This is a genomic window from Paraburkholderia sp. SIMBA_030 (assembly GCF_046535245.1).
Classification (GTDB): Bacteria; Pseudomonadota; Gammaproteobacteria; order Burkholderiales; family Burkholderiaceae; genus Paraburkholderia.
In genome coordinates this window covers 327,329-346,874 of sequence record NZ_JAWRXB010000003.1, presented here as the reverse complement: position 1 = coordinate 346,874, position 19,546 = coordinate 327,329, and the positions used below count along the sequence as shown (strand labels likewise).

Sequence of the window (19,546 nt, the reverse complement as noted above, 5' to 3'; positions counted from 1 at the left end):
GTGGCTCAACTTCTGGACGGGGAATATTAACGATGCTGCGCTGGCTGATAGCCATATTGTTTCTTGCCAACATGCTGGCATTCGTCGCGATGCGCGGCGTATTCGGCCCGACGCCTACAGCCGGCGGACGCGAGCCGAACCACCTGAACCGCCAGGTTCATCCGGAGTGGTTGAAGATGAAACCCGTGACAGCAGCCGAAGCCGCCGACCAGCCGATAGTGGGCGGCCCGGCGCCCACGGCGCCGATTGCGGCGTCGACTTTGCCGCAGTGAAGGCACGCAAAGGCAGGGAGAGGCAACACCGTAGGCATACGAACAACAAGCGCCACGGGGAAAAAACCACTCACGCTTGTGTCCGAACCTTCTTCAACAGGGCGGTAGTGGAGCGATCATGCTCGAAGGGAATAGCCAAAGCCTTCCCACCCCATCCCCGCACAATCGCCGACTCCGGCAAAGCATCCATATCGTAATCACCGCCTTTAACGAGCACATCCGGCCGCAGCGCCGAAATCAACTCGACGGGCGTCTGCTCACCAAAGCAAACCACATAATCGACGCTCTCGAGAGCAGCGAGCAAAGCCATCCGGTCGGCCTCATTGTTGATAGGCCGATCATCCCCTTTCCCGAGCATGCGAACAGAAGCATCACTATTCACGCCAACGATGAGACAAGCGCCGAGAGCCTTGGCATCGGCAAGATAAGTCACATGCCCGCGATGCAGAATATCGAACACACCGTTGGTAAAAACAACCGGCGCCGGCATGGAAGAACGAAGCCCAACAAGCGCATCGCGCGTAAAAATCTTGCGTTCGAAATTAGCAGCCATGACGGAGTCAGAAAGAAAAAAGAAGTGTCGCCACAATACACGCCGAACGGCATGAAGCAAAACGGCCCAGCAAGCTCACGCCTGCCGGGCCGTTCTTAAAGCCAACAAACCAGCTCGCGGCGCCAATGCCAACGAACCGGAATACCGTCAGGCCGGTTGTTCAGCCGACTTCTGATCAGCCTGCAACCTCGCGACCACTTCCTTGCGATAGCGGTTCAATTCCTGCGCTGTAGTGAACGTGCGCTCGAACAGAATCGACAGGTTGTGCAGAATCCGTTCGACCACCTTCTTTTCCCAGCCGTCGTCGAAACGGATTTGCTCGTCGAGCCAACGTTCGAGCCATTCCGGATCCGGCAGACGCGATTGGATCGTGTCGCGCGGGAACAGCGCCTGATTCACGTGCAGGTTGGTGGGATGCAGCGGCTTTTCAGTGCGGCGCGCCGATGCCATCAAGACGCCGATCTTGGCGAACGCGGCACGCGCGATATCGCCGGTTTGCGCCATCGCTTTCTTCATGTAGCGCAGATAGGCGCCGCCATGCCGCGCTTCGTCGCGCGAAATGGTTTCGTAGATGGCCTTGATGACGGGCTCGGTATGCCATTCGGCTGCGCGGCGATACCAGTGATTCAGGCGGATTTCGCCGCAGAAGTGCAGCATCAGCGTTTCGAGCGGCGGCGCCGGATCGAATTCGAAGCGCACGGCGTGCAGCTCTTCTTCGGTCGGGCACATTTCCGGCTTGAAACGGCGCAGATACTCCATCAGCACCAGCGAGTGCTTCTGTTCCTCGAAGAACCACACGCTCATGAACGCGGAGAAATCGCTGTCGTGATGGTTGTCGCGCAGGAACATTTCCGTGGCGGGCAACGCCGACCATTCGGTGATCGCGTTCATCTTGATCGTCGCGGCCTGCTCGTCGGTCAATAGCGACGCATCGAACTTGTCCCAGGGAATGTCTTTCTCCATGTCCCATCGAACGGATTCGAGCGATTTATAAAGTTCCGGATAAAGCATGGTGTTCATAGTCCCACCCCTGTTCTGCACATACTGTCTGTGTCTGTTACTACTTACGTGTAGCACTTTTGCTTACGACGAACGAAACGCACCGTTTGTCGGCCAATTCTTCAATTTTACGCGGTAATCGGCCGCCTGGAGGCACCGGGCAGCAAAGAGGTTCTGGGTGTTTGCGCGGCGGCGACAACCATAGGTTATGCGCTGCGCGGCCAACCGTGGGTGAGGGATACCCTGTGCCTGAGGTCGAGCCAGTTTGCGATGAAAACCGCACCGTCCAGCCCTACGCCGGTTGTGCCGGCGGCGAATGGAGCAAGGGCGGCTGGATTGGTTGTTTTTCAGCGCACGCCCAAAAGCCAAATAAAGCTTTCATAATCATAGCACGCTGACTTTACGGAATCCGCGCGGTTAGCGCCGCAATCCCTGTGCCAAATTGACCAGCCTCAATAAAACCGGCAATTAAGCGAGTGTGACCGGCGATCATGGTCAAAATCGTGACAGGCGGCGAATTCACGTTCATTTGCGCCGCCTGTGTACGGCTCCTGCCGGCCCATTGCATTCCCGCTGTCAAATGGACTTTTTGGTTGCTCGCGGGCTGGCAGTCGAACTGCTTGCCCGCTTGGCGGACGACGGCGCCCGTTTCGCCGCGGGACGTTTTGCAGCAGCTTCGGCCTTGCTTCCCGCTTTCGCCGACGCCGCTTGCTCGTTCGTTTCCGCTTCGTCCGGCGACGCCGCCGCGGTCCCGCTTGCCGCGCCTGCGCTTGCGACGCCCGGCTGCGTTATCGCGAACTGGGCAATCTGATTGAATTGCGATTGCAGCAGATCCCACCAGGCGGAGGCGTCGAAGGGCGGCGTTGCGGCGGTATCGGCAGTGTCGGTGTCGGATTCGGCGCTTCCCGACGAAGCGTCGCTCGCTGCACCCGAGGCGCTGGACGACGCCGAATGCGACCAGCCTGCCGCCGGGGCCGGCGCCGGCCCCGGCGCAGCCGCCGCCGAAGCCGGCTGCGACATCGACGACTGCGCGAACGCGCCGAACGCACGCAGGGTAGCGAGCGTCGCGCGCTGCACTTCGAGCGCCTGAATGGCGGACTGCAGCATGCTCAGATTCAGCTTGAGCCATTGCTCGACCGCGCGCATGTCGGTGATGCGCTTGTCGAGCTCTTCGACGTTGGTGAGCGGCGCCATCATGTCGGACATCATCGACAGCGACGGCCCGAGCCCGCCGGCAGGCTGCGCGCCAGAAAAGGCCGAGCCGAACGGCGAAAGACGCATCATGCCCCACATGCGCTCGAGCATTTCAGCGGGCGGAAAACCGGGAAAGCCGGGAAAGGGCGGCGTGGAGCCAGGTGTATCGGTCATGCTTGTCGCCTCGCTGCAGAAAGGGAAGGAAGTAGCGCCATCCCGCGCTCCTCTGATTCGATCATACCGCGCGCCGCGCTGTGCCCGCGCTTCGTTTGGGCCGTTATTCGGCCGGTTTCAGCCTGTTGTTCGGTCCGTTCCACGGATCCGCGCCGCCGAAATCCGGCGCGCGCCGCTCACGCAGCGAACTCACGCCTTCGCGCACATCCGGCCCGGCAAAACCCATGAATTCCAACGCCAGCGACGTATCGAACGCCGGCCCTGCCGAGCGCAGCCAGTTGTTCAACGCGTACTTGGTCCAGCGAATGGCCGTTTGCGAACCGTTGGCCAGTTTCTGCGCGACTTCGAATGCCTTCGGCCGCAGATCGTTTTCGTCGACGGCCAGCGACACCAGCCCGATTCGCTCCGCCTCTTCGCCGCTCACCGGCTCACACAGCAGCAGGTAGTACTTCGCCTTCGCCATGCCGCACAACAACGGCCACACGATTGCCGCGTGATCGCCGGCGGCGACGCCCAACCGCGTATGTCCGTCGATGATGCGCGCCGCCTTCGTCGCGATCGAGATATCGGCGAGCAGGCCGGCCACGAGCCCGGCGCCGACCGCCGGTCCGTGCATCGCCGAGACGATCGGCTTGCTGCAATTGATCACGTTGTAGACGAGATCGCGCGCCTCGCGCCAGACTCGCGCGCGCACGTCGAAATCGGTCGCCATGTCTTCGACCAGTTGCAGGTCGCCGCCCGCTGAAAAGCCTTTGCCCTCGCCGCGAATGATCGCGACGCGCGTGTCGGGGTCCCGGTCGATATCGCGCCAGATTTCGGCAAGTTCGAAGTGCATACGCGCGTTGGCCGTCGCGAGCCCGCTCCTGTTCGCGCCTTCGCCGCTCATCACGACCTCCAGCACGCCGTGCGGATGGCGGTGCAATTGCAGCGACCGGTAGTGCGCGTAAAAAGGATCGTTGCTGTGTTGTGCTTGAGACATGGTGAGCAATCCGTCTATCGGTATGTCCGTTAAAAGGCCGCGCGCATCAGGCGCAACGTCAGCGCGGCTGATAAACCCACTTGGCATTCAGGATCTCGACCATCACGCGCGCGCGCTGATCGAGCCCGAGGTGATCGGTTGCACTCATGTTGACCACGCCGTTGGTGTTCGCGAGCGCGCGCGTGGCTTCCAGCGCATCGCGCAGCGCGCGGCGAAATTCCGGCGTGCCGGGCGCGGCCTGTGTGAGGGCGATCGGCACCGCGTTGCCGAGCAGCATGCCCGCGTCCCACGTGTACGAACCGAACGCCGACACGCTGCCCGCCCCGCGCAGTGCCTCGAAGCGCGCGATGTAATCGAGCGCGAGACGCTTGGCCGGATGGTCCACCGGCAATTGCGCGGCGACCAGCACCGGGCTGGCGGGCAGGAAAGTGCCGTTGCAATCGGCGCCGCACACGCGCAGGAAGTCGTTATTGCCGACGCCGTGATTGTGATAAATCAATCCTTTGAAGCCGCGCTCCCTGAGCGTCTTCGGCGGCAATGCGGCGGGCGTGCCGGCCGCGCCCACCACCACTGCATCGGGTTTGGCCGCGAGGATCTTGAGGACCTGACCGGTGACGCTCGGATCGGTGCGATTGAAACGCTCGCTCGCCACCATGTTGATGTGGTGCAGTTGCGCGAATTTCGCGACCTCGGTGTAGAACGTCTCGCCAAGCGCGTCGGCCTGGCCGATGAATGCGAACGTTTTGACGCCGTGCGCGCTGGCGTGCCCGGCAATCGCCGAAGCCATCATCGCGTCGGTTTGCGGGGTCTTGAATACCCAGTGGCGCTTCGCATCGACCGGGTCGATGATTTTCGCCGACGACGCCAGCGAGATCATCGGCGTTTCACCGTCGGCGACCACGTCGATCATGGCCAGCGAATTCGGCGTGATCGACGAACCGATGATCACGTCGACGCGATCTTCGGAAATCAGCTTCTTGGTGTCCTGCACAGCCTGGGTGGTGTCGGACGCATCGTCGAGCACGATGTATTCCACTTTTTGACCGCCGAGCTGTTTGGGCAGCAGCGTGGCGGTGTCGCGCGCGGGAATGCCGAGCGAAGCGGCCGGCCCGGTCAGCGACAGCACGAGGCCGATCTTCACCTGCGCGAGGGCGATGCCCGGCAACGCCGCGCCCAGCACGGCAGCAAGGCCGGCGAGCCGATGCCGCAGTTTCGTTGCATGCAAGCTCGATGCGCGAGCACGCCGGGTTTCAGGACGTCGGGGCGCCGGCTCAGTCGACTCAAATCGCGGCATGCTGTCTCCTCCCGTTGGTTTTTCGTTTTGACGTACTGCCGACATACTGCCGACGTACTGCTTATCTGCTGCTCCGCGCCTGTCCCGCAATGGACGGCGGCCAGCTACCCCAGGCTGCCGCCGCGCCAGTCAGTGTAGCGGCGCGCTCTTGCGGCGGCATCGGGCGAAACCCTTTCGTATGCGCGGAGCCTTGCGCGGAGGGCGGCCCGACACCGCATTCCGCACAAATCCTGTGCGTCAGTCCAGCGGCGCGATGCCCTGGTCGATCGCGCCGAAAATCGACTTGCCCGCTTCGTCGAACATCTCGATCTTCACCGTTTCGCCGTATTTCATGAACTCGGTCTGCGGCGCGCCGTGCTCGATGGTTTCGAGGCAGCGCTTCTCGGCGATGCAGCAATAGCCGCGTTTCGCGTCCTTGTTCGACACCGTGCCCGACCCGACGATCGCGCCGGCGCGCAGATTGCGCGTTTTCGCCGCGTGCGAGATCAACTGGCCGAAGTGGAACACCATGTCGGTGCCGGCGTCCGGCTGGCCGACCTTCTTGCCGTTCCAGTGGACGATCATCGGCCGGTGCACGCGGCCTTCGCGCCAGTGTTCGCCGAGTTCGTCGGGTGTCACGGCGACCGGCGCGAACGCGCTCGCCGGCTTGCTCTGGAAAAAGCCAAAACCCTTCGCGAGTTCCGCAGGGATCAGATTGCGCAATGAAACGTCGTTGACCAGCGTGATCAGGCGCACGCCTTTGAGCGCCTGCTCGGGCGTGGCGCCCATCGGCACGTCGGCGGTGATCACGGCGACTTCCGCTTCGAAGTCGATGCCGAATTCTTCCGATGCGCACAGCACGTCGTCCTTCGGGCCGATGAAGTCGTCGCTGCCGCCCTGATACATCAGCGGGTCGGTCCAGAATTCCGGCGGCATGTCCGCGCCGCGCGCGCGCCGCACCAGTTCGACGTGATTCACGTACGATGAACCGTCGGCCCACTGGAACGCGCGCGGCAGCGGCGCCATGCATTCCTTCGCGTCGAACGGGAAGGCGTTGCGGGCGCGCCCCTGATTGAGCGACTCGTACAGGTCCTGCAGTTGCGGCGCGTAGAAGGCCCAGTCGTCGAGCGCGCGCTGCAGCGTGGGCGCGATCGCGTCGGCGATCGCCGCGGTGTGCAGGTCGCGGGACACGACGATCAGTTGGCCGTCGCGCGTGCCGTCCTTCAGCGTGGCAAGTTTCATAGGGAATGAGCCGTATTGGTGACGATAGAGAGAATCTATTCTACGATGGTGAATCGTCGCGGCCCAAGCGCCGCTGCCCGGCCGCCGCTTGTGGGCCGCGGCGGCTCGGCTGCCCTGCTCGTTTTCCGACCGTCTTTTGAACGCGCTCCGTGCGTCCCGCTCATGCCTCCAATTGCCCGCCCCGGCGCGATCCGCACCGACGCCGACCCAGCTGAACTGCTCGACCGCGCTGAATCCGCGGATTCCGCCGACGACGAAACCGTCGAGGCCAGCGAGGAAAAGCTGCGCTCGGGCATTCAGTCGATCGAAGTCGGTTTCAGGCTGCTCGACGTGCTGACCCACGAACCGCGCGCGATGATGCTGCGCGATCTGGCGCAGCGCGCCGGCATGAGTCCGGCCAAGGCGCATCGCTATCTGGTGAGTTTTCTGCGCCTCGGCGTGGTCGCGCAGGATCCGCTTTCGGGCCGCTACGAACTGGGCGGTTTCGCATTGCAATTGGGACTCGCGCGGCTCGCGCGTGTCGACGGCGTGAAGCTGGCGCGCATCGCGCTTGCCGAACTGCGCGACCGGCTCGATCTGACGGTCGGCATCGCGGTGTGGGGCAATCAGGGGCCGACGATGGTTCACTGGATGGAATCGAGCCACCCGGCCAAGGCGTCGCTCAGGCTCGGCGACGTGATGCCGCTGCTCAGTTCCGCCACCGGCCTGCTGTTTGCCGCCTATCTGCCGCCCAGCAAGACCGCCGCGATGCTGGAGCGCGAGCTGGCCGATTCGCGCCGCTCGTCGCACGCCGGCGGACCACGCACGCGGGAAGAAGTCGAACGGGTATTGGCCGACGTGCGGCAACACGAAGCGGCACGCGTCGAAGGCATGTTGCTGCCGACTATCCACGCATTCTGCATGCCGGTGTTCGACTCGACCGGCGATCTCGCGCTCGGCCTGATCGCGCTCGGCCATGAAGGTGCGTTCGACATCAGTTGGGGCGGCGAGATCGATACGGCGATGCGCGAATGTGCGCAAAAACTGTCGTATGAGCTGGGGTATAGTGCGGCGCCGCGCTGAAACACTGCAATCACCTTCCGTCTGCCAGAACTCACTTGCCGATGTCCTCACCCCCCATCACACGCCGCTCCGATCGCACGCAGCCTGTCGCCGCGCGCCGCGGTGTGCGCACGTGGCGCTGGACGGCAGTGCTGGTAGTGGTAGCCGTCCTGCACTGGATCGCCGCGCAGTGGGTCGAGCGCAACAGCGCGACGCTGAATGCATCGGACAAGGAGCATATTCCCATGCAGGTCGCGCTGCTGACGCCCGAACGCATCGAGCGCCAACCCGCCGGCGCCGCGCCGCAACCGCGGCCGGCCGCACCGGCGCATAAGGCAGCCGTCAGGAAGCCGCGCGAACATGTGCTGACCGCTACGCGGCCAGGAGCGGAAGCGCCCGCTTCCCCTAAGGCTGCGTCGGATGCTGCAGCGAGCGCACCGGCCGCGGCAAGTAGCGCCAACGCAAGCGCAGCCGGCCCGGCCAGCGCGCCCGCCGCAGCGAGTGCGCCCCAAGCTTCACCCGGCGTGAAATTCTCCGTCCCGCCTTCGGGCGAACTGCAATACGACACGTTTTACAACGGCGTGCGCAACCAGCCCGGCACGATCCACTGGACCAGCGACGCCCAGCGCTACGAAATGGTCGTATCCGTGCCGTTACCGTTCGTCGGCACGTTTGTTTATTCGAGCCACGGCCGCATCGACGCGTTTGGCCTCGCCCCCGAGCAGTATGTCGAGAAGCGCGGCCGCCGGGCCGAAGACGTGTCGGTCTTCAATCGCACCGCCAAACAGATCGCGTTCACGCGCACCCCGGCGACGCTGCCGCTGCCCGACGGCGCGCAAGACCGCTTCAGCATGGTGATGCAGCTTGCCAGCCTGGTGCGCGGCGATCCCGGCGCGTATCAGCCTGGCGTGACGCGACAGTTCTTCGTCATCGATAACGACAGCGGTGAGAACTGGCCGGTCGAGACCATCGGCGATGAGACCATCCGCACCGCGCAGGGCTACCTCGATACGCGCCATTTCAAACGGCTGCCTCGCCACGACGGCGATCGGCGCCGCATCGACGTGTGGCTCGCGCCGTCGCTCGGCTGGCTGCCTGCGCGAATCATGCAGACCGAGCCGAACGGCACGCAAATCGAACTGGTGTGGCGCGGCAAGCTCGATGCGGCGAGCGTCGGCGGCTCGGCCGGCAACACGAACAACAGCAGCAACGGTTCGCCTGACAATTCGGCAAACGCCACGCCGCCTGCGGCACCGGCGAATACGCCCGAAGCCCCGCCCGCTTCACCGTTCAATCCGAGCGATTCCAGCAACCCGCCCGAAAAGCCCTGACCGCCCGCAGGGTCTTGAAACGGTCGAGCAAATTGGCGGCGCGCTTACCTGGCGGCGTGCTCACGCATACGTTGTCAGAAGGCGACGCTCCCGCGCGCGAAGCACTGCGCGATTTCGACGTACGCAGTAAGCTGGGGGCGTTGCATCTTCCCACCCTCGCGGTGGCGGGCCGTCACGACACGGGCACGCCACCGGCTGCTACGCGGGCAATAGCAGACGCCATCGAGGGCGCACGGTTCGAACGGCGCGAAGCCGCTCAGCTTGCGCCGTTCGGGCAATCTCACCGTTTTGCTGCACTGCTTGAAACGTTTCTTGCAAGGCCGGTCTAACCGGTAGGTCCGGGACTTTTAGAAGCATCAACCCGGACCCACCCCTTGAATTCCACACCATACGCTCCACCTATGGCGCAGGAACGGCCAGGAGCCAACGGAAATAAGGAGTGTCGCCATGCAAATGATCTACAACAGCCCCAACTATTGTGTCGTCGAGTTTCCGCCGCAGGAAGGTCTGCTGGCCATGAAGTCCGGTGGCTACGAGATCGTCGACAAGAACATGCAGCGCGAAATCTACATTGACGGTGCAATGGCGGCGCGCTTTCGCGAGCACGTGCAAAAACTGATCGAAGAGGAACCGTCGCTGGACGAAGTAGACGAATTCCTCGGCCAGTTCGACAGTCTGATGCATCAACCGGTGATTCTTCACTAACCTCGAGGTTTGGCGTAACGGTTTGGCGACATACATCGACCGCGCCGCCCGGCCCACCCGGCGGCCTTAACAAGACGGTCAGCTTCGATAGAACGGCCCAGCAGGCTTTTGCTTCGCTGGGCCGTTTTGTTTCCTCGTTTTGTTTCCTCGTTTTGTTTCCTCGTTTTGTTTCCTCGTTTTGTTTCGCTTCCCTGCGTTTTCGGGCATTTTCGTGCGTTCTGGTCGTCAGGCGGACGAACCTGCCTCGCCCAGGGCGGTTGCGCCGTCCGCGCCCGGCGGAACCGCCCCGTAGCGGCTACAATGACAGGTTTCCCGAAAAAGCCGGCGCAAGCCCACGTCCGCCATGAACCAGCCTGCTCAAACCGCCACGCCAGTCCGCCCTGACGCCGCCTATACGCGCGGCGCGGCGCTGCCCGCGCTGCTCAAGTCGCGCATCCTGATCCTGGACGGCGCAATGGGCACGATGATCCAGCGCTACAAGCTCGACGAAGCCCGCTACCGCGGCGACCGCTTCAAGGACTACGGCCGCGACATCAAGGGCAACAACGAGTTGCTGTCGATCACGCAGCCGCAGATCATCCGCGAGATCCACGAGCAATATCTCGAGGCGGGCGCGGACATCATCGAGACCAACACCTTCGGCGCCACCACGGTCGCGCAGGCCGACTACGGGATGGAAGACCTCGCGATCGAAATGAACCTCGAATCGGCGAAGCTGGCGCGCGCCGCCTGCGACAAGTATTCGACGCCGGACAAGCCACGCTTTGTCGCCGGCGCGATCGGACCGACGCCGAAAACGGCGAGCATTTCTCCCGATGTGAACGATCCGGGCGCGCGCAACGTGACTTTCGACGAACTGCGCGCGGCGTACTACGAACAGGCGAAAGCGCTGCTCGACGGCGGCGCCGATCTGTTTCTCGTCGAAACGATCTTCGACACGCTCAATGCGAAAGCCGCGCTGTTCGCGCTGGATGAACTCTTCGAAGACACCGGCGAGCGTCTGCCGATCATGATCTCGGGCACCGTCACCGACGCATCGGGCCGCATTCTGTCGGGGCAAACTGTCGAAGCGTTCTGGAATTCCCTGCGTCACGCCAGGCCGCTCACATTCGGCCTGAACTGCGCGTTGGGCGCGGCGTTGATGCGTCCATACATCGCCGAACTGGCGAAGCTGTGCGACACCTACGTGTCGTGCTATCCGAACGCCGGTTTGCCGAATCCCATGAGCGATACGGGCTTCGACGAATTGCCGGCGGATACGTCGGGATTGCTGAAGGAGTTCGCACAGGCCGGTCTCGTGAATATCGCCGGTGGCTGCTGCGGTACGACGCCGGAGCATATTGCGGCGATTGCCAGGGCGCTGGCCGAAGTCAAGCCACGTCAATGGCCGACTCAGTATCGCGACGCAGCCTGAGTCCGGCGGCTCGATCCTGACCCGCCGCTCTTGCGCTACCGAAACAGACGCACCCAATCGCACGCAACCCGTACGCAACCCCGCACGCAATCGAACCGCACACACGCCATGACCGATCACACCATGCGCCTTTCCGGCCTCGAGCCGTTCAACGTCACGTCCGGGACGCTCTTCATCAACGTCGGTGAACGCACCAACGTGACCGGCTCGAAGGCGTTCGCGCGAATGATCCTGAACAACCAGTTCGACGAGGCGCTCGCCGTCGCGCGCCAGCAGGTCGAGAACGGCGCGCAGGTCATCGACGTCAATATGGACGAGGCGATGCTCGATTCGAAAGCCGCCATGGTGCGCTTCATGAATCTGATCGCATCGGAGCCGGACATCGCGCGCGTGCCGATCATGATCGACTCGTCGAAGTGGGAAGTGATCGAAGCGGGCCTGAAGTGCGTGCAAGGCAAGGCGATCGTCAACTCGATCTCGCTGAAGGAAGGCGAAGCGGCGTTCCGTCATCACGCGAACCTGATTCGCCGCTACGGCGCGGCCGCCGTGGTGATGGCGTTCGACGAACAAGGCCAGGCCGACACGTTCGAACGCAAGACGCGGATCTGCAAGCGCTCGTACGATTTCCTCGTGAACGAAGTCGGCTTCCCGCCGGAAGACATCATCTTCGATCCGAACATCTTCGCCATTGCGACCGGTATCGAAGAACACAACAACTACGCCGTCGACTTCATCAACGCAACGCGCTGGATCAAGGAAAACCTGCCGTACGCGAAGATCAGCGGCGGCGTGTCGAACGTGTCGTTCTCGTTCCGCGGCAACGATCCGGTGCGCGAAGCGATTCACACCGTGTTCCTCTACCACGCGATCCAGGCGGGGATGGACATGGGCATCGTCAACGCGGGCCAGCTCGGCGTGTATGCCGATCTCGATTCGGAGCTGCGCGAGCGCGTCGAAGACGTGGTGTTGAATCGCCGCGAGGACGGCACCGACCGTCTGCTGGAAATCGCCGACAAGTTCAAGACCGGCGCCGCGAAGAAGGAAGAGAATCTGGAGTGGCGCAACCAGCCGGTCGAGAAGCGCCTGTCGCATGCGCTGGTGCACGGCATCACGAACTTCATCGTTGAAGACACCGAGGAAGTGCGCGCGAAGATCGCCGCGGCCGGCGGCCGTCCGATCAACGTGATCGAAGGCCCGCTGATGGACGGCATGAACATCGTCGGCGACCTGTTCGGCCAGGGCAAGATGTTCCTGCCGCAGGTCGTGAAGTCGGCCCGCGTGATGAAGCAGGCGGTCGCGCATCTGATCCCGTACATCGAAGAGGAAAAGAAGCTGCTCGCCGAAGCCGGCGCCGACGTGCGCGCGAAGGGCAAGATCGTCATCGCCACGGTGAAGGGCGACGTGCACGACATCGGCAAGAACATCGTGTCGGTGGTGCTTCAGTGCAATAACTTCGAAGTGGTCAACATGGGCGTGATGGTCTCGTGCAACGACATTCTCGCGAAGGCGAAGGTCGAAGGCGCGGACATCATCGGCTTGTCCGGACTGATTACGCCCAGCCTCGAAGAGATGGCCTACGTCGCATCGGAAATGCAGCGCGACGACTACTTCCGCATCAAGAAGATTCCGCTGCTGATCGGCGGCGCGACCACCTCGCGCGTGCACACCGCCGTGAAGATCGCGCCGCACTACGAAGGGCCTGTGGTGTACGTGCCGGACGCGTCGCGCTCGGTCTCCGTGGCGTCGAGCCTGCTGTCCGACGAAGGCGCGGCCAAGTATGTGGACGACCTGAAAGCCGACTACGACCGCATCCGCGATCAGCACGCAAACAAGAAAGCGCTGCCGATGGTCACGCTCGCCGAAGCCCGTGCGAACAAAACCAAGGTCGATTGGGCGAGCTACCAGCCGGTCAAGCCGAAGTTCATCGGCCGCCGCGTGTTCAAGAACTTCGATCTGAGCGAGCTGGCGAACTACATCGACTGGGGTCCGTTCTTCCAGACGTGGGATCTGGCCGGCCCCTATCCGGCGATTCTGAACGACGAGATCGTCGGCGAATCGGCGCGGCGCGTGTTTTCCGACGGCAAGTCGATGCTCGCGCGCCTGATCCAGGGCCGCTGGCTGCAGGCTAACGGCGTGATCGCGCTGTTGCCGGCCAACACGGTGAACGACGACGACATTGAAATCTATACCGACGAATCCCGCTCCGAAGTCGCACTGACGTGGCGCAACCTGCGCCAGCAAAGCGTGCGGCCTGTGGTAGACGGCGTGATGCGGCCGAACCGGTCGCTCGCCGACTTCATCGCGCCGAAGGATTCGGGCGTGGCCGACTACATCGGCATGTTCGCGGTCACGGCGGGCTTGGGCGTCGACGTGAAGGAAAAGCAGTTCGAGAAAGATCACGACGACTACAGCGCGATCATGCTGAAGGCGCTTGCCGACCGCTTCGCCGAGGCCTTCGCCGAAGCGATGCACGCCCGCGTGCGGCGCGATCTGTGGGGCTACGCAAACACCGAAACCCTCTCCAACGACGACCTGATCGCCGAAAAGTACGCCGGCATCCGTCCGGCGCCGGGCTACCCGGCCTGCCCGGACCACCTGGTCAAGCGCGACATGTTCGAGGTGCTGCAGGCCACTGAAATCGGCATGAGCGTGACCGAATCGCTGGCGATGCTGCCGGCGGCGAGCGTCTCCGGCTTCTATCTGGCGCACCCGGACAGCACCTATTTCTCGGTCGGCAAGATCGGCCAGGACCAGCTGGAAGACTACGCAAAACGCATGTCGCTGTCGAAAACGGACGCCGAACGGGCGCTGGCGCCATTGCTGTAAGCCATGCGTGGCGGGAAACCCACTATATCGGGCGAGAAAGGCTGAATATTTGCGGCAGTGTAATTTTCGGCTTTGTAAACTCTGAATTGGCTTGACCCCGCCAGACGCGGCCAAAACGCGTCGGCTTATCTAATTGCAATCGTCAACGGAGAAAATCGTATGAAGAAGCTGACGCTGTTATTGGCTGCTGTTTCGCTTGCCGCAGGCGCTTCTGTGGCGCTGGCTCAACCCGCCGCGCCGAACGGCTCCAGCGCGGTCAGTTCGTATTCGCCGCCCACAGAGAAGCACGTCAAGAAGCCCAAGAAGCAGAAAATGAAGAAGGGTGCGTCAGCGCCGATGGCTGCACCGGCGGACGCCGCCAGCCAGTAATCGGCACAGCTTGGACAGGCCGCCAGTTCAGACCTGTGACAGACAAAGAGCCCGCACGATGCGGGCTCTTTTTATTGGCACATGATTTATCGGCACATACGGCGCTGCGGCGCGAGGCATGCCGCACGCCGCGACCGGCGGGCAGGCCCGGACTCAGAGGCCCCAGACGATATCCGCGTTTTCCTTCTGCGCCGCGCGCAGCATGTCGAGGAACGGATACGCGCGCTGCGCGAGTCCCGGCGGAATCTCATGATGCTCGTGGCCCTCTTCGCCTTCGTGAAAATGACCGTCGTGCTCGGCGCGCTCCTGCTTGTCGGTACTGATGGCCGATTCGAGTTTCGTGATCGCAGTACCCAGTTCGTCGTGGGTAATGACGCCACGCTCACCCAGACGCTTGCCGACGATGCCGACAAGGTACTGCGCGAGATTCTCCAGCATCACCACGTCCGGCGCAGCGCGACATTTGAAAGTAATCAGCATGACTGTTCCCTTTTTCGTTATATAGGATCGACGCGCGAACGGCTGTACGGCCTCCGCCGGTGCGCGTTTCGTTGACTCGCCGATCAGGCGCGGCGGCCACGGCCCTTAGCGGGCATCTCATTGAACATATTAGCACCTGCTAAAATCCGTCTGGACGGAAAAGCGCGCCGCCCCACGCTGCGCGCGGCTTGCCGGAAGTGACATGGCTGGATCTGCTGCCTGCGGCCGCTGCGTGTCGCCGTGTACCGCGCCAGCCGCGGCGCAGGCAATGTGCCTGAGGCCGCGCCCGACCGGCGTGCCCGACGTATCCTGGCGGGTGCGTCGCCGCTTTCCACGCTTCTGACGAATCGGCTGCGCCTGCCGCGGCGGCCGGCGCTTCCTCTGCATCACCGGATTGCCTCACTGGACTCGCAACAAGCATGCTGCCCGCACATAAACATACCCTCGAAACACTGCTCGCCGACACGGTGAAGCAAGTTGCGCAAGCGTCCCAAGGCGCGAGCGAAGCCACGTTCGTTGCGCCCGCGATCACGCTGGAGCGTCCCAAAGTCGCCGCGCACGGCGACGTCGCCTGCAACGTGGCGATGCAACTCGCCAAGCCGCTGCGCGCCAACCCGCGCCAGCTGGCCCAACAGATCGTCGACGCGCTGCTCGCGCAGCCGCAAGCCAAGGGGCTCGTGGAAGCCGCCGAAGTGGCCGGCCCCGGCTTCATCAACCTGCGCCTCGCGGCCGCCGCCAAGCAGGCGGTGATCGCCGCCGTGTTCGCCGAAAAGAACGCGTTCGGCCGTTCGCAGCGCGATGCCGGCAAGCATGTACTGATCGAATTCGTGTCGGCCAACCCGACCGGGCCGCTGCACGTCGGCCATGGCCGTCAGGCGGCGCTCGGCGATGCGCTGTCGAACGTATTGGCCTCGCAAGGCTATGACGTGCACCGCGAGTTCTATTACAACGACGCCGGCGTGCAGATCCACACGCTCGCCGTGTCGACTCAGGCGCGCGCCCGCGGCCTCGCTCCCGGCGACGCCGGCTGGCCGGCATCGGCGTACAACGGCGAGTACATCGCCGAGATCGCGCAAGACTATCTGAACGGCGTCACCGTTGCCGCGAGCGACGGCGAGCCCGTCACGGGCGCTCGCGACATCGAAGACCTCGACGCGATCCGCCGCTTCGCGGTCGCCTACCTGCGCCGCGAGCAGGACATGGACTTGCAGGCGTTCGGCGTGAAGTTCGACCAGTACTATCTGGAGTCTTCGCTGTACAAGGAAGGCCGCGTCGAGAAGACGGTCGAGGCGCTGATCGCCGCCGGCAAGACCTATGAACAGGAAGGCGCGCTGTGGCTGCGCACCACCGACGACGGCGACGACAAAGACCGCGTGATGCGCAAGACCGACGGCACCTACACTTACTTCGTGCCGGACGTCGCCTATCACGTCGCCAAGTGGGAACGCGGCTTCACCAAGGTCATCAACATCCAGGGCTCGGACCACCACGGCACGATCGCACGCGTGCGCGCCGGCCTGCAAGGGCTCGGCATCGGCATTCCGAAGGGCTATCCGGACTACATCCTGCACAAGATGGTCACGGTGATGCGCAACGGCGAGGAAGTGAAGATCTCGAAGCGCGCCGGCAGCTATGTGACGGTGCGCGACCTGATCGAATGGTCGGGCGGCGCGACGCCGGGCTCGGAAGCCGCCGTCGATCTGATCGACGAAGAGACCATTCGCCGCGGCCGCGACGCCGTGCGCTTCTTCCTGATCTCGCGCAAGGCCGACACCGAATTCGTGTTCGACATCGACCTCGCGCTGAAGCAGAACGACGAAAATCCGGTGCATTACGTGCAGTATGCGCATGCGCGGATCTGCTCGGTCATCGCCGAGTGCAAGGTGCGCTACAACACGGACGAGAGCACGCTGGCCGGGGTGGACGTGTCGCCGCTCACCAGCGAACGCACGATGGCCTTGCTGAACAAGCTCGCCGAGTTCCCGGACATGCTGCAGCATGCCGCCGACGAACTCGCGCCGCACGCAGTCGCGTTCTACTTGCGCGATCTCGCCGGGGAATTCCACTCGTTCTACAATGACAAAGCCGAGCGCGTGCTGGTCGACGATGTGGCCGAGCGCAATGCACGCGTCGCACTGCTCGCGGCCACGCGCCAGGTGCTGGCCAACGGTCTTGCAACGATCGGCGTCTCCGCTCCCGTCAAGATGTAAGTCCTCCGGCGCGTACCGACACGATTCGCACGCGGCCGTCGTTATAATCGGCGGCCGTTCCAGGATTCTTTTTGCAGGTGATTTATACGATGGCAAAACCACGCCGCACAACAAAGCAATCGAAACAAACCGGGGGCACTTTTCTCGGCATCGTGCTGGGCCTGATCGTCGGCCTTGCGATCGCGGTAGTGGTGGCGCTGTACATCACCCGTGCGCCTACGCCGTTCGTCGCGAAGGTAGCGCCGCCGGCGGCGTCCGAATCCGGCGCAAGCCAGCCGCAATACGATCCGAACCGTCCGCTGCAAGGCAAGACGCCGGGCCAGCCGGTGCCGCAAGCCGCGCAGCCGGCGCCGCCGAACACCGCGCCAGGCCAGACCACCTCGCAGACGCAGTCGGGCATGCTGGAAGAACCGCAGATCGTCGAGGTGCCGCCGTCGAACGGTAGCGCAAACGGCAATGCGAACGGCACCGCGGTCGCGCCGACACCCGCGCAGGAAAACGGCACCGCCGCGCCGGCGAAGAAGCCGCAAGCCGGCAGCGCGCCACCCGCCACCGCGGCTACGTCGGCACCGAAGGGCACGTCGTCCACGACAGTTGCCAACATCAAGCCGGGTTCGAATGCGGCCCCCGCGCCTGGCGATGTCAATACCGGCTACTTCCTGCAAGTGGGTGCGTACAAGACAGTGGCCGATGCCGAGCAGCAGCGCGCGCGCCTCGCCTTCCAGGGCTTCGAATCGAAGGTCACGCAGCGCGATGCGGGCGGCGTCACGTACTATCGCGTGCGCATCGGGCCGTTCTCGAAGTTCGAAGACATGAATTCGAGCCGCCAGCGCCTGTCTGACGCGGGTGTGGACACCGCCGTGATCCGCTTTACGAAACAATGAGCAAACAATAATCAAACCGTGATTCGCTGTACCGCGCCGCCGCCGAACTATCGGCGCGCGGCGCGAGTCACAAGCACAACAGACAACTGATACGTCTAACGCCGAATTTGAAAGCAGTGGCGGGCATTTGCGTGGCGCCATCGCTTTACCGCCTACCTGGGTCAACACGACATGAAAAAACTGCTGAGCATTCTGTTCCTCTCGCTGGGCCTCGTCGCCGCAGCGCACGCATCGCCGAGCACTCCGGTGTCCGGCAAAGACTTCACCGTGCTGTCGGCGCCGCAGACCACCGACGCGCCGGCCGGCAAGATCGAAGTCACCGAATTCTTCTGGTACGGTTGCCCGCACTGCAACGAATTCGACCCGTACCTGGAAGCCTGGGTCAAGAAGCAAGGTCCGGACGTCGTGTTCAAGCGCGTGCCGGTCGCCTTCCGCGACGACTTCATTCCGCACTCGAAGCTGTACCACGCCGTCGACGCACTCGGCCTCGCGCAACAGCTCACACCGAAAATCTTCAACGAAATCCACGTCAACAAGAACTACCTGCTGACACCGGAAGATCAGGCCAAATTCCTCGCGAAGAACGGCGTCGATCCGAAGAAGTTCATGGACGCGTACAACTCGTTCTCGACGCAAAGCGCGCTGCAAAAAGACAAGAAGCTGATGGAAGATTACAAGATCGACGGCGTACCGACCCTGGCTGTGCAAGGCAAGTATGAAACCGGTCCGGCTGCGACCAACAGCCTGCCGGGCACGATCCAGGTGCTCGACTACCTGGTGCAGCAGGTCCGCTCCAAGAAGATGTAACGTCAAAGGCGCCGGAATGAGTTCCCCTCTGAAGGTTTTCATTACCGGCGCATCGAGTGGCATCGGTCTCGCGCTCGCCGCCGAATATGCGCGGCGCGGCGCGATTCTCGGCCTCGTTGCCCGTCGCGGCGACGCGCTCGCCGCCTTCAGGCAGTCCCATCCGCAAAACTCAGTCTCCATCTATTCCGTCGACGTCCGCGACGCCGAGGCGCTCGCCGAAGCGGCTGGGCAGTTCATCGCGCAACACGGTTTGCCGGACGTCGTGATCGCCAATGCCGGCATCAGCCGCGGCGCGGTTACCGGCCACGGCGATCTGCGCACTTTCCGCGAGGTGATGGACGTCAATTACTTCGGCATGGTCGCCACCTTCGAGCCGTTCGCCGCCGCTATGGTCGCGGCAAAGAGAGGCACGCTGGTCGGTATCGCCAGCGTGGCCGGTGTGCGCGGCTTGCCGGGATCCGGCGCGTACAGCGCATCGAAGTCGGCGGCGCTCAAGTATCTGGAGGCGTTGCGTGTCGAAATGCGGCCGTTGGGCGTCGGTGTGGTCACCATCGCGCCCGGCTACATCCACACGCCGATGACCGAGCATAACCCGTACGCCATGCCGTTTCTAATGGAAGCCGACCGCTTCGCGGTCAAGGTCGCGCAGGCGATCGAACGGCGAACCGCCTTCGCGGTGTTCCCGTGGCAGATGCGCATCGGGGCCATGCTGTTGCACGTACTGCCGCGCTGGCTCTACGACCGCGTCTTTGAACGCGCGCCGCGCAAGCCCCGCGCCGTCGCCGAGTAAAAC

At 63.4% G+C, this 19,546-nt stretch carries 19 protein-coding genes and 1 pseudogene; 12 read left to right on the top strand and 8 right to left on the bottom strand.

Features of this window, described 5'->3' with window-relative positions; translation table 11 throughout:
- The first annotated feature begins 32 nt into the window (after positions 1-32).
- Complete coding sequence (locus tag SB772_RS06905; RefSeq protein WP_410832527.1) at positions 33-272, top strand: hypothetical protein; 240 nt, start codon at positions 33-35, stop codon at positions 270-272.
- A gap of 70 nt (positions 273-342) precedes the next feature.
- Here the strand turns inward: SB772_RS06905 and rfaE2 are convergent, their stop codons facing one another.
- The 7 genes from rfaE2 to SB772_RS06870 all read right to left on the bottom strand — a co-directional run bounded on the left by rfaE2 (position 343) and on the right by SB772_RS06870 (position 6,686).
- Positions 343-825 (bottom strand): D-glycero-beta-D-manno-heptose 1-phosphate adenylyltransferase, encoded by a 483-nt coding sequence (rfaE2, locus tag SB772_RS06900; RefSeq protein WP_410832526.1) that lies wholly within the window; start codon positions 823-825, stop codon positions 343-345.
- 147 nt (positions 826-972) lie between these two features.
- Complete coding sequence (locus tag SB772_RS06895; protein WP_410832525.1) at positions 973-1,845, bottom strand: ferritin-like domain-containing protein; 873 nt, start codon at positions 1,843-1,845, stop codon at positions 973-975.
- 379 nt (positions 1,846-2,224) lie between these two features.
- Entirely contained in the window at positions 2,225-2,353 is a 129-nt protein-coding gene (locus SB772_RS06890) for a hypothetical protein (RefSeq protein WP_410832524.1), read from the bottom strand.
- A 47-nt stretch (positions 2,354-2,400) separates the two neighbouring features.
- On the bottom strand, positions 2,401-3,192 hold the full coding sequence (locus SB772_RS06885; RefSeq protein ID WP_410832523.1) for a PhaM family polyhydroxyalkanoate granule multifunctional regulatory protein: 792 nt from the start codon (positions 3,190-3,192) through the stop codon (positions 2,401-2,403).
- Between the two features lie 103 nt (positions 3,193-3,295).
- Complete coding sequence (locus SB772_RS06880; RefSeq protein WP_410832522.1) at positions 3,296-4,171, bottom strand: enoyl-CoA hydratase/isomerase family protein; 876 nt, start codon at positions 4,169-4,171, stop codon at positions 3,296-3,298.
- Between the two features lie 58 nt (positions 4,172-4,229).
- Entirely contained in the window at positions 4,230-5,465 is a 1,236-nt protein-coding gene (locus tag SB772_RS06875) for an ABC transporter substrate-binding protein (protein WP_410832521.1), read from the bottom strand.
- Positions 5,466-5,702: 237 nt separating this feature from the next.
- Positions 5,703-6,686 (bottom strand): fumarylacetoacetate hydrolase family protein, encoded by a 984-nt coding sequence (locus SB772_RS06870; RefSeq protein WP_410832520.1) that lies wholly within the window; start codon positions 6,684-6,686, stop codon positions 5,703-5,705.
- 162 nt (positions 6,687-6,848) lie between these two features.
- Between SB772_RS06870 and SB772_RS06865 the strand changes: the two genes are divergently transcribed.
- The 7 genes and pseudogenes from SB772_RS06865 to SB772_RS06835 all read left to right on the top strand — a co-directional run bounded on the left by SB772_RS06865 (position 6,849) and on the right by SB772_RS06835 (position 14,372).
- Positions 6,849-7,748, top strand: a complete 900-nt coding sequence (locus SB772_RS06865) for an IclR family transcriptional regulator (protein WP_410832519.1) — start codon at positions 6,849-6,851, stop codon at positions 7,746-7,748.
- A 41-nt stretch (positions 7,749-7,789) separates the two neighbouring features.
- Positions 7,790-9,058, top strand: a complete 1,269-nt coding sequence (locus SB772_RS06860) for a DUF3108 domain-containing protein (protein WP_410832518.1) — start codon at positions 7,790-7,792, stop codon at positions 9,056-9,058.
- Between the two features lie 59 nt (positions 9,059-9,117).
- Positions 9,118-9,387 (top strand): annotated as a pseudogene (locus SB772_RS06855) (3-oxoadipate enol-lactonase); the annotation flags it as partial.
- A gap of 118 nt (positions 9,388-9,505) precedes the next feature.
- On the top strand, positions 9,506-9,763 hold the full coding sequence (locus tag SB772_RS06850; RefSeq protein WP_074762832.1) for a DUF3567 domain-containing protein: 258 nt from the start codon (positions 9,506-9,508) through the stop codon (positions 9,761-9,763).
- 343 nt (positions 9,764-10,106) lie between these two features.
- Positions 10,107-11,177 carry a homocysteine S-methyltransferase family protein gene (locus SB772_RS06845; protein WP_410832517.1) on the top strand — a complete coding sequence of 357 codons (1,071 nt, stop codon included), beginning with the start codon at positions 10,107-10,109 and terminating at the stop codon, positions 11,175-11,177.
- A 30-nt stretch (positions 11,178-11,207) separates the two neighbouring features.
- Positions 11,208-14,003, top strand: a complete 2,796-nt coding sequence (metH, locus tag SB772_RS06840; RefSeq protein ID WP_410832516.1) for a methionine synthase — start codon at positions 11,208-11,210, stop codon at positions 14,001-14,003.
- 159 nt (positions 14,004-14,162) lie between these two features.
- Positions 14,163-14,372, top strand: a complete 210-nt coding sequence (locus tag SB772_RS06835; RefSeq protein WP_410832515.1) for an acid-shock protein — start codon at positions 14,163-14,165, stop codon at positions 14,370-14,372.
- A gap of 153 nt (positions 14,373-14,525) precedes the next feature.
- Here the strand turns inward: SB772_RS06835 and SB772_RS06830 are convergent, their stop codons facing one another.
- Positions 14,526-14,852 (bottom strand): DUF1840 domain-containing protein, encoded by a 327-nt coding sequence (locus tag SB772_RS06830; RefSeq protein ID WP_341313404.1) that lies wholly within the window; start codon positions 14,850-14,852, stop codon positions 14,526-14,528.
- 419 nt (positions 14,853-15,271) lie between these two features.
- Here SB772_RS06830 and argS point away from each other — a divergent pair, with 419 nt between their 5' ends.
- The 4 genes from argS to SB772_RS06810 all read left to right on the top strand — a co-directional run bounded on the left by argS (position 15,272) and on the right by SB772_RS06810 (position 19,543).
- Positions 15,272-17,062 carry an arginine--tRNA ligase gene (argS, locus tag SB772_RS06825; RefSeq protein WP_410832514.1) on the top strand — a complete coding sequence of 597 codons (1,791 nt, stop codon included), beginning with the start codon at positions 15,272-15,274 and terminating at the stop codon, positions 17,060-17,062.
- Between the two features lie 71 nt (positions 17,063-17,133).
- Positions 17,134-17,946, top strand: coding sequence for an SPOR domain-containing protein (locus SB772_RS06820; RefSeq protein WP_410832513.1), 813 nt, complete (start codon positions 17,134-17,136; stop codon positions 17,944-17,946).
- A 171-nt stretch (positions 17,947-18,117) separates the two neighbouring features.
- Positions 18,118-18,753 carry a thiol:disulfide interchange protein DsbA/DsbL gene (locus SB772_RS06815; protein ID WP_410832512.1) on the top strand — a complete coding sequence of 212 codons (636 nt, stop codon included), beginning with the start codon at positions 18,118-18,120 and terminating at the stop codon, positions 18,751-18,753.
- 16 nt (positions 18,754-18,769) lie between these two features.
- Positions 18,770-19,543 carry an SDR family oxidoreductase gene (locus tag SB772_RS06810; protein ID WP_410832511.1) on the top strand — a complete coding sequence of 258 codons (774 nt, stop codon included), beginning with the start codon at positions 18,770-18,772 and terminating at the stop codon, positions 19,541-19,543.
- The last annotated feature ends 3 nt before the right edge of the window (positions 19,544-19,546 follow it).

What these genes read in the sequence shown, in the direction of transcription:
- SB772_RS06905 (WP_410832527.1), top strand. Translation starts at nt 33, where the DNA reads ATGCTGCGCTGGCTGATAGCCATATTGTTTCTTGCCAACATGCTGGCA.
- rfaE2 (WP_410832526.1), bottom strand. Translation starts at nt 825, where the DNA reads ATGGCTGCTAATTTCGAACGCAAGATTTTTACGCGCGATGCGCTTGTT.
- SB772_RS06895 (WP_410832525.1), bottom strand. Translation starts at nt 1,845, where the DNA reads ATGAACACCATGCTTTATCCGGAACTTTATAAATCGCTCGAATCCGTT.
- SB772_RS06890 (WP_410832524.1), bottom strand. Translation starts at nt 2,353, where the DNA reads ATGAACGTGAATTCGCCGCCTGTCACGATTTTGACCATGATCGCCGGT.
- SB772_RS06885 (WP_410832523.1), bottom strand. Translation starts at nt 3,192, where the DNA reads ATGACCGATACACCTGGCTCCACGCCGCCCTTTCCCGGCTTTCCCGGT.
- SB772_RS06880 (WP_410832522.1), bottom strand. Translation starts at nt 4,171, where the DNA reads ATGTCTCAAGCACAACACAGCAACGATCCTTTTTACGCGCACTACCGG.
- SB772_RS06875 (WP_410832521.1), bottom strand. Translation starts at nt 5,465, where the DNA reads ATGCCGCGATTTGAGTCGACTGAGCCGGCGCCCCGACGTCCTGAAACC.
- SB772_RS06870 (WP_410832520.1), bottom strand. Translation starts at nt 6,686, where the DNA reads ATGAAACTTGCCACGCTGAAGGACGGCACGCGCGACGGCCAACTGATC.
- SB772_RS06865 (WP_410832519.1), top strand. Translation starts at nt 6,849, where the DNA reads ATGCCTCCAATTGCCCGCCCCGGCGCGATCCGCACCGACGCCGACCCA.
- SB772_RS06860 (WP_410832518.1), top strand. Translation starts at nt 7,790, where the DNA reads ATGTCCTCACCCCCCATCACACGCCGCTCCGATCGCACGCAGCCTGTC.
- SB772_RS06850 (WP_074762832.1), top strand. Translation starts at nt 9,506, where the DNA reads ATGCAAATGATCTACAACAGCCCCAACTATTGTGTCGTCGAGTTTCCG.
- SB772_RS06845 (WP_410832517.1), top strand. Translation starts at nt 10,107, where the DNA reads ATGAACCAGCCTGCTCAAACCGCCACGCCAGTCCGCCCTGACGCCGCC.
- SB772_RS06835 (WP_410832515.1), top strand. Translation starts at nt 14,163, where the DNA reads ATGAAGAAGCTGACGCTGTTATTGGCTGCTGTTTCGCTTGCCGCAGGC.
- SB772_RS06830 (WP_341313404.1), bottom strand. Translation starts at nt 14,852, where the DNA reads ATGCTGATTACTTTCAAATGTCGCGCTGCGCCGGACGTGGTGATGCTG.
- argS (WP_410832514.1), top strand. Translation starts at nt 15,272, where the DNA reads ATGCTGCCCGCACATAAACATACCCTCGAAACACTGCTCGCCGACACG.
- SB772_RS06815 (WP_410832512.1), top strand. Translation starts at nt 18,118, where the DNA reads ATGAAAAAACTGCTGAGCATTCTGTTCCTCTCGCTGGGCCTCGTCGCC.
- SB772_RS06810 (WP_410832511.1), top strand. Translation starts at nt 18,770, where the DNA reads ATGAGTTCCCCTCTGAAGGTTTTCATTACCGGCGCATCGAGTGGCATC.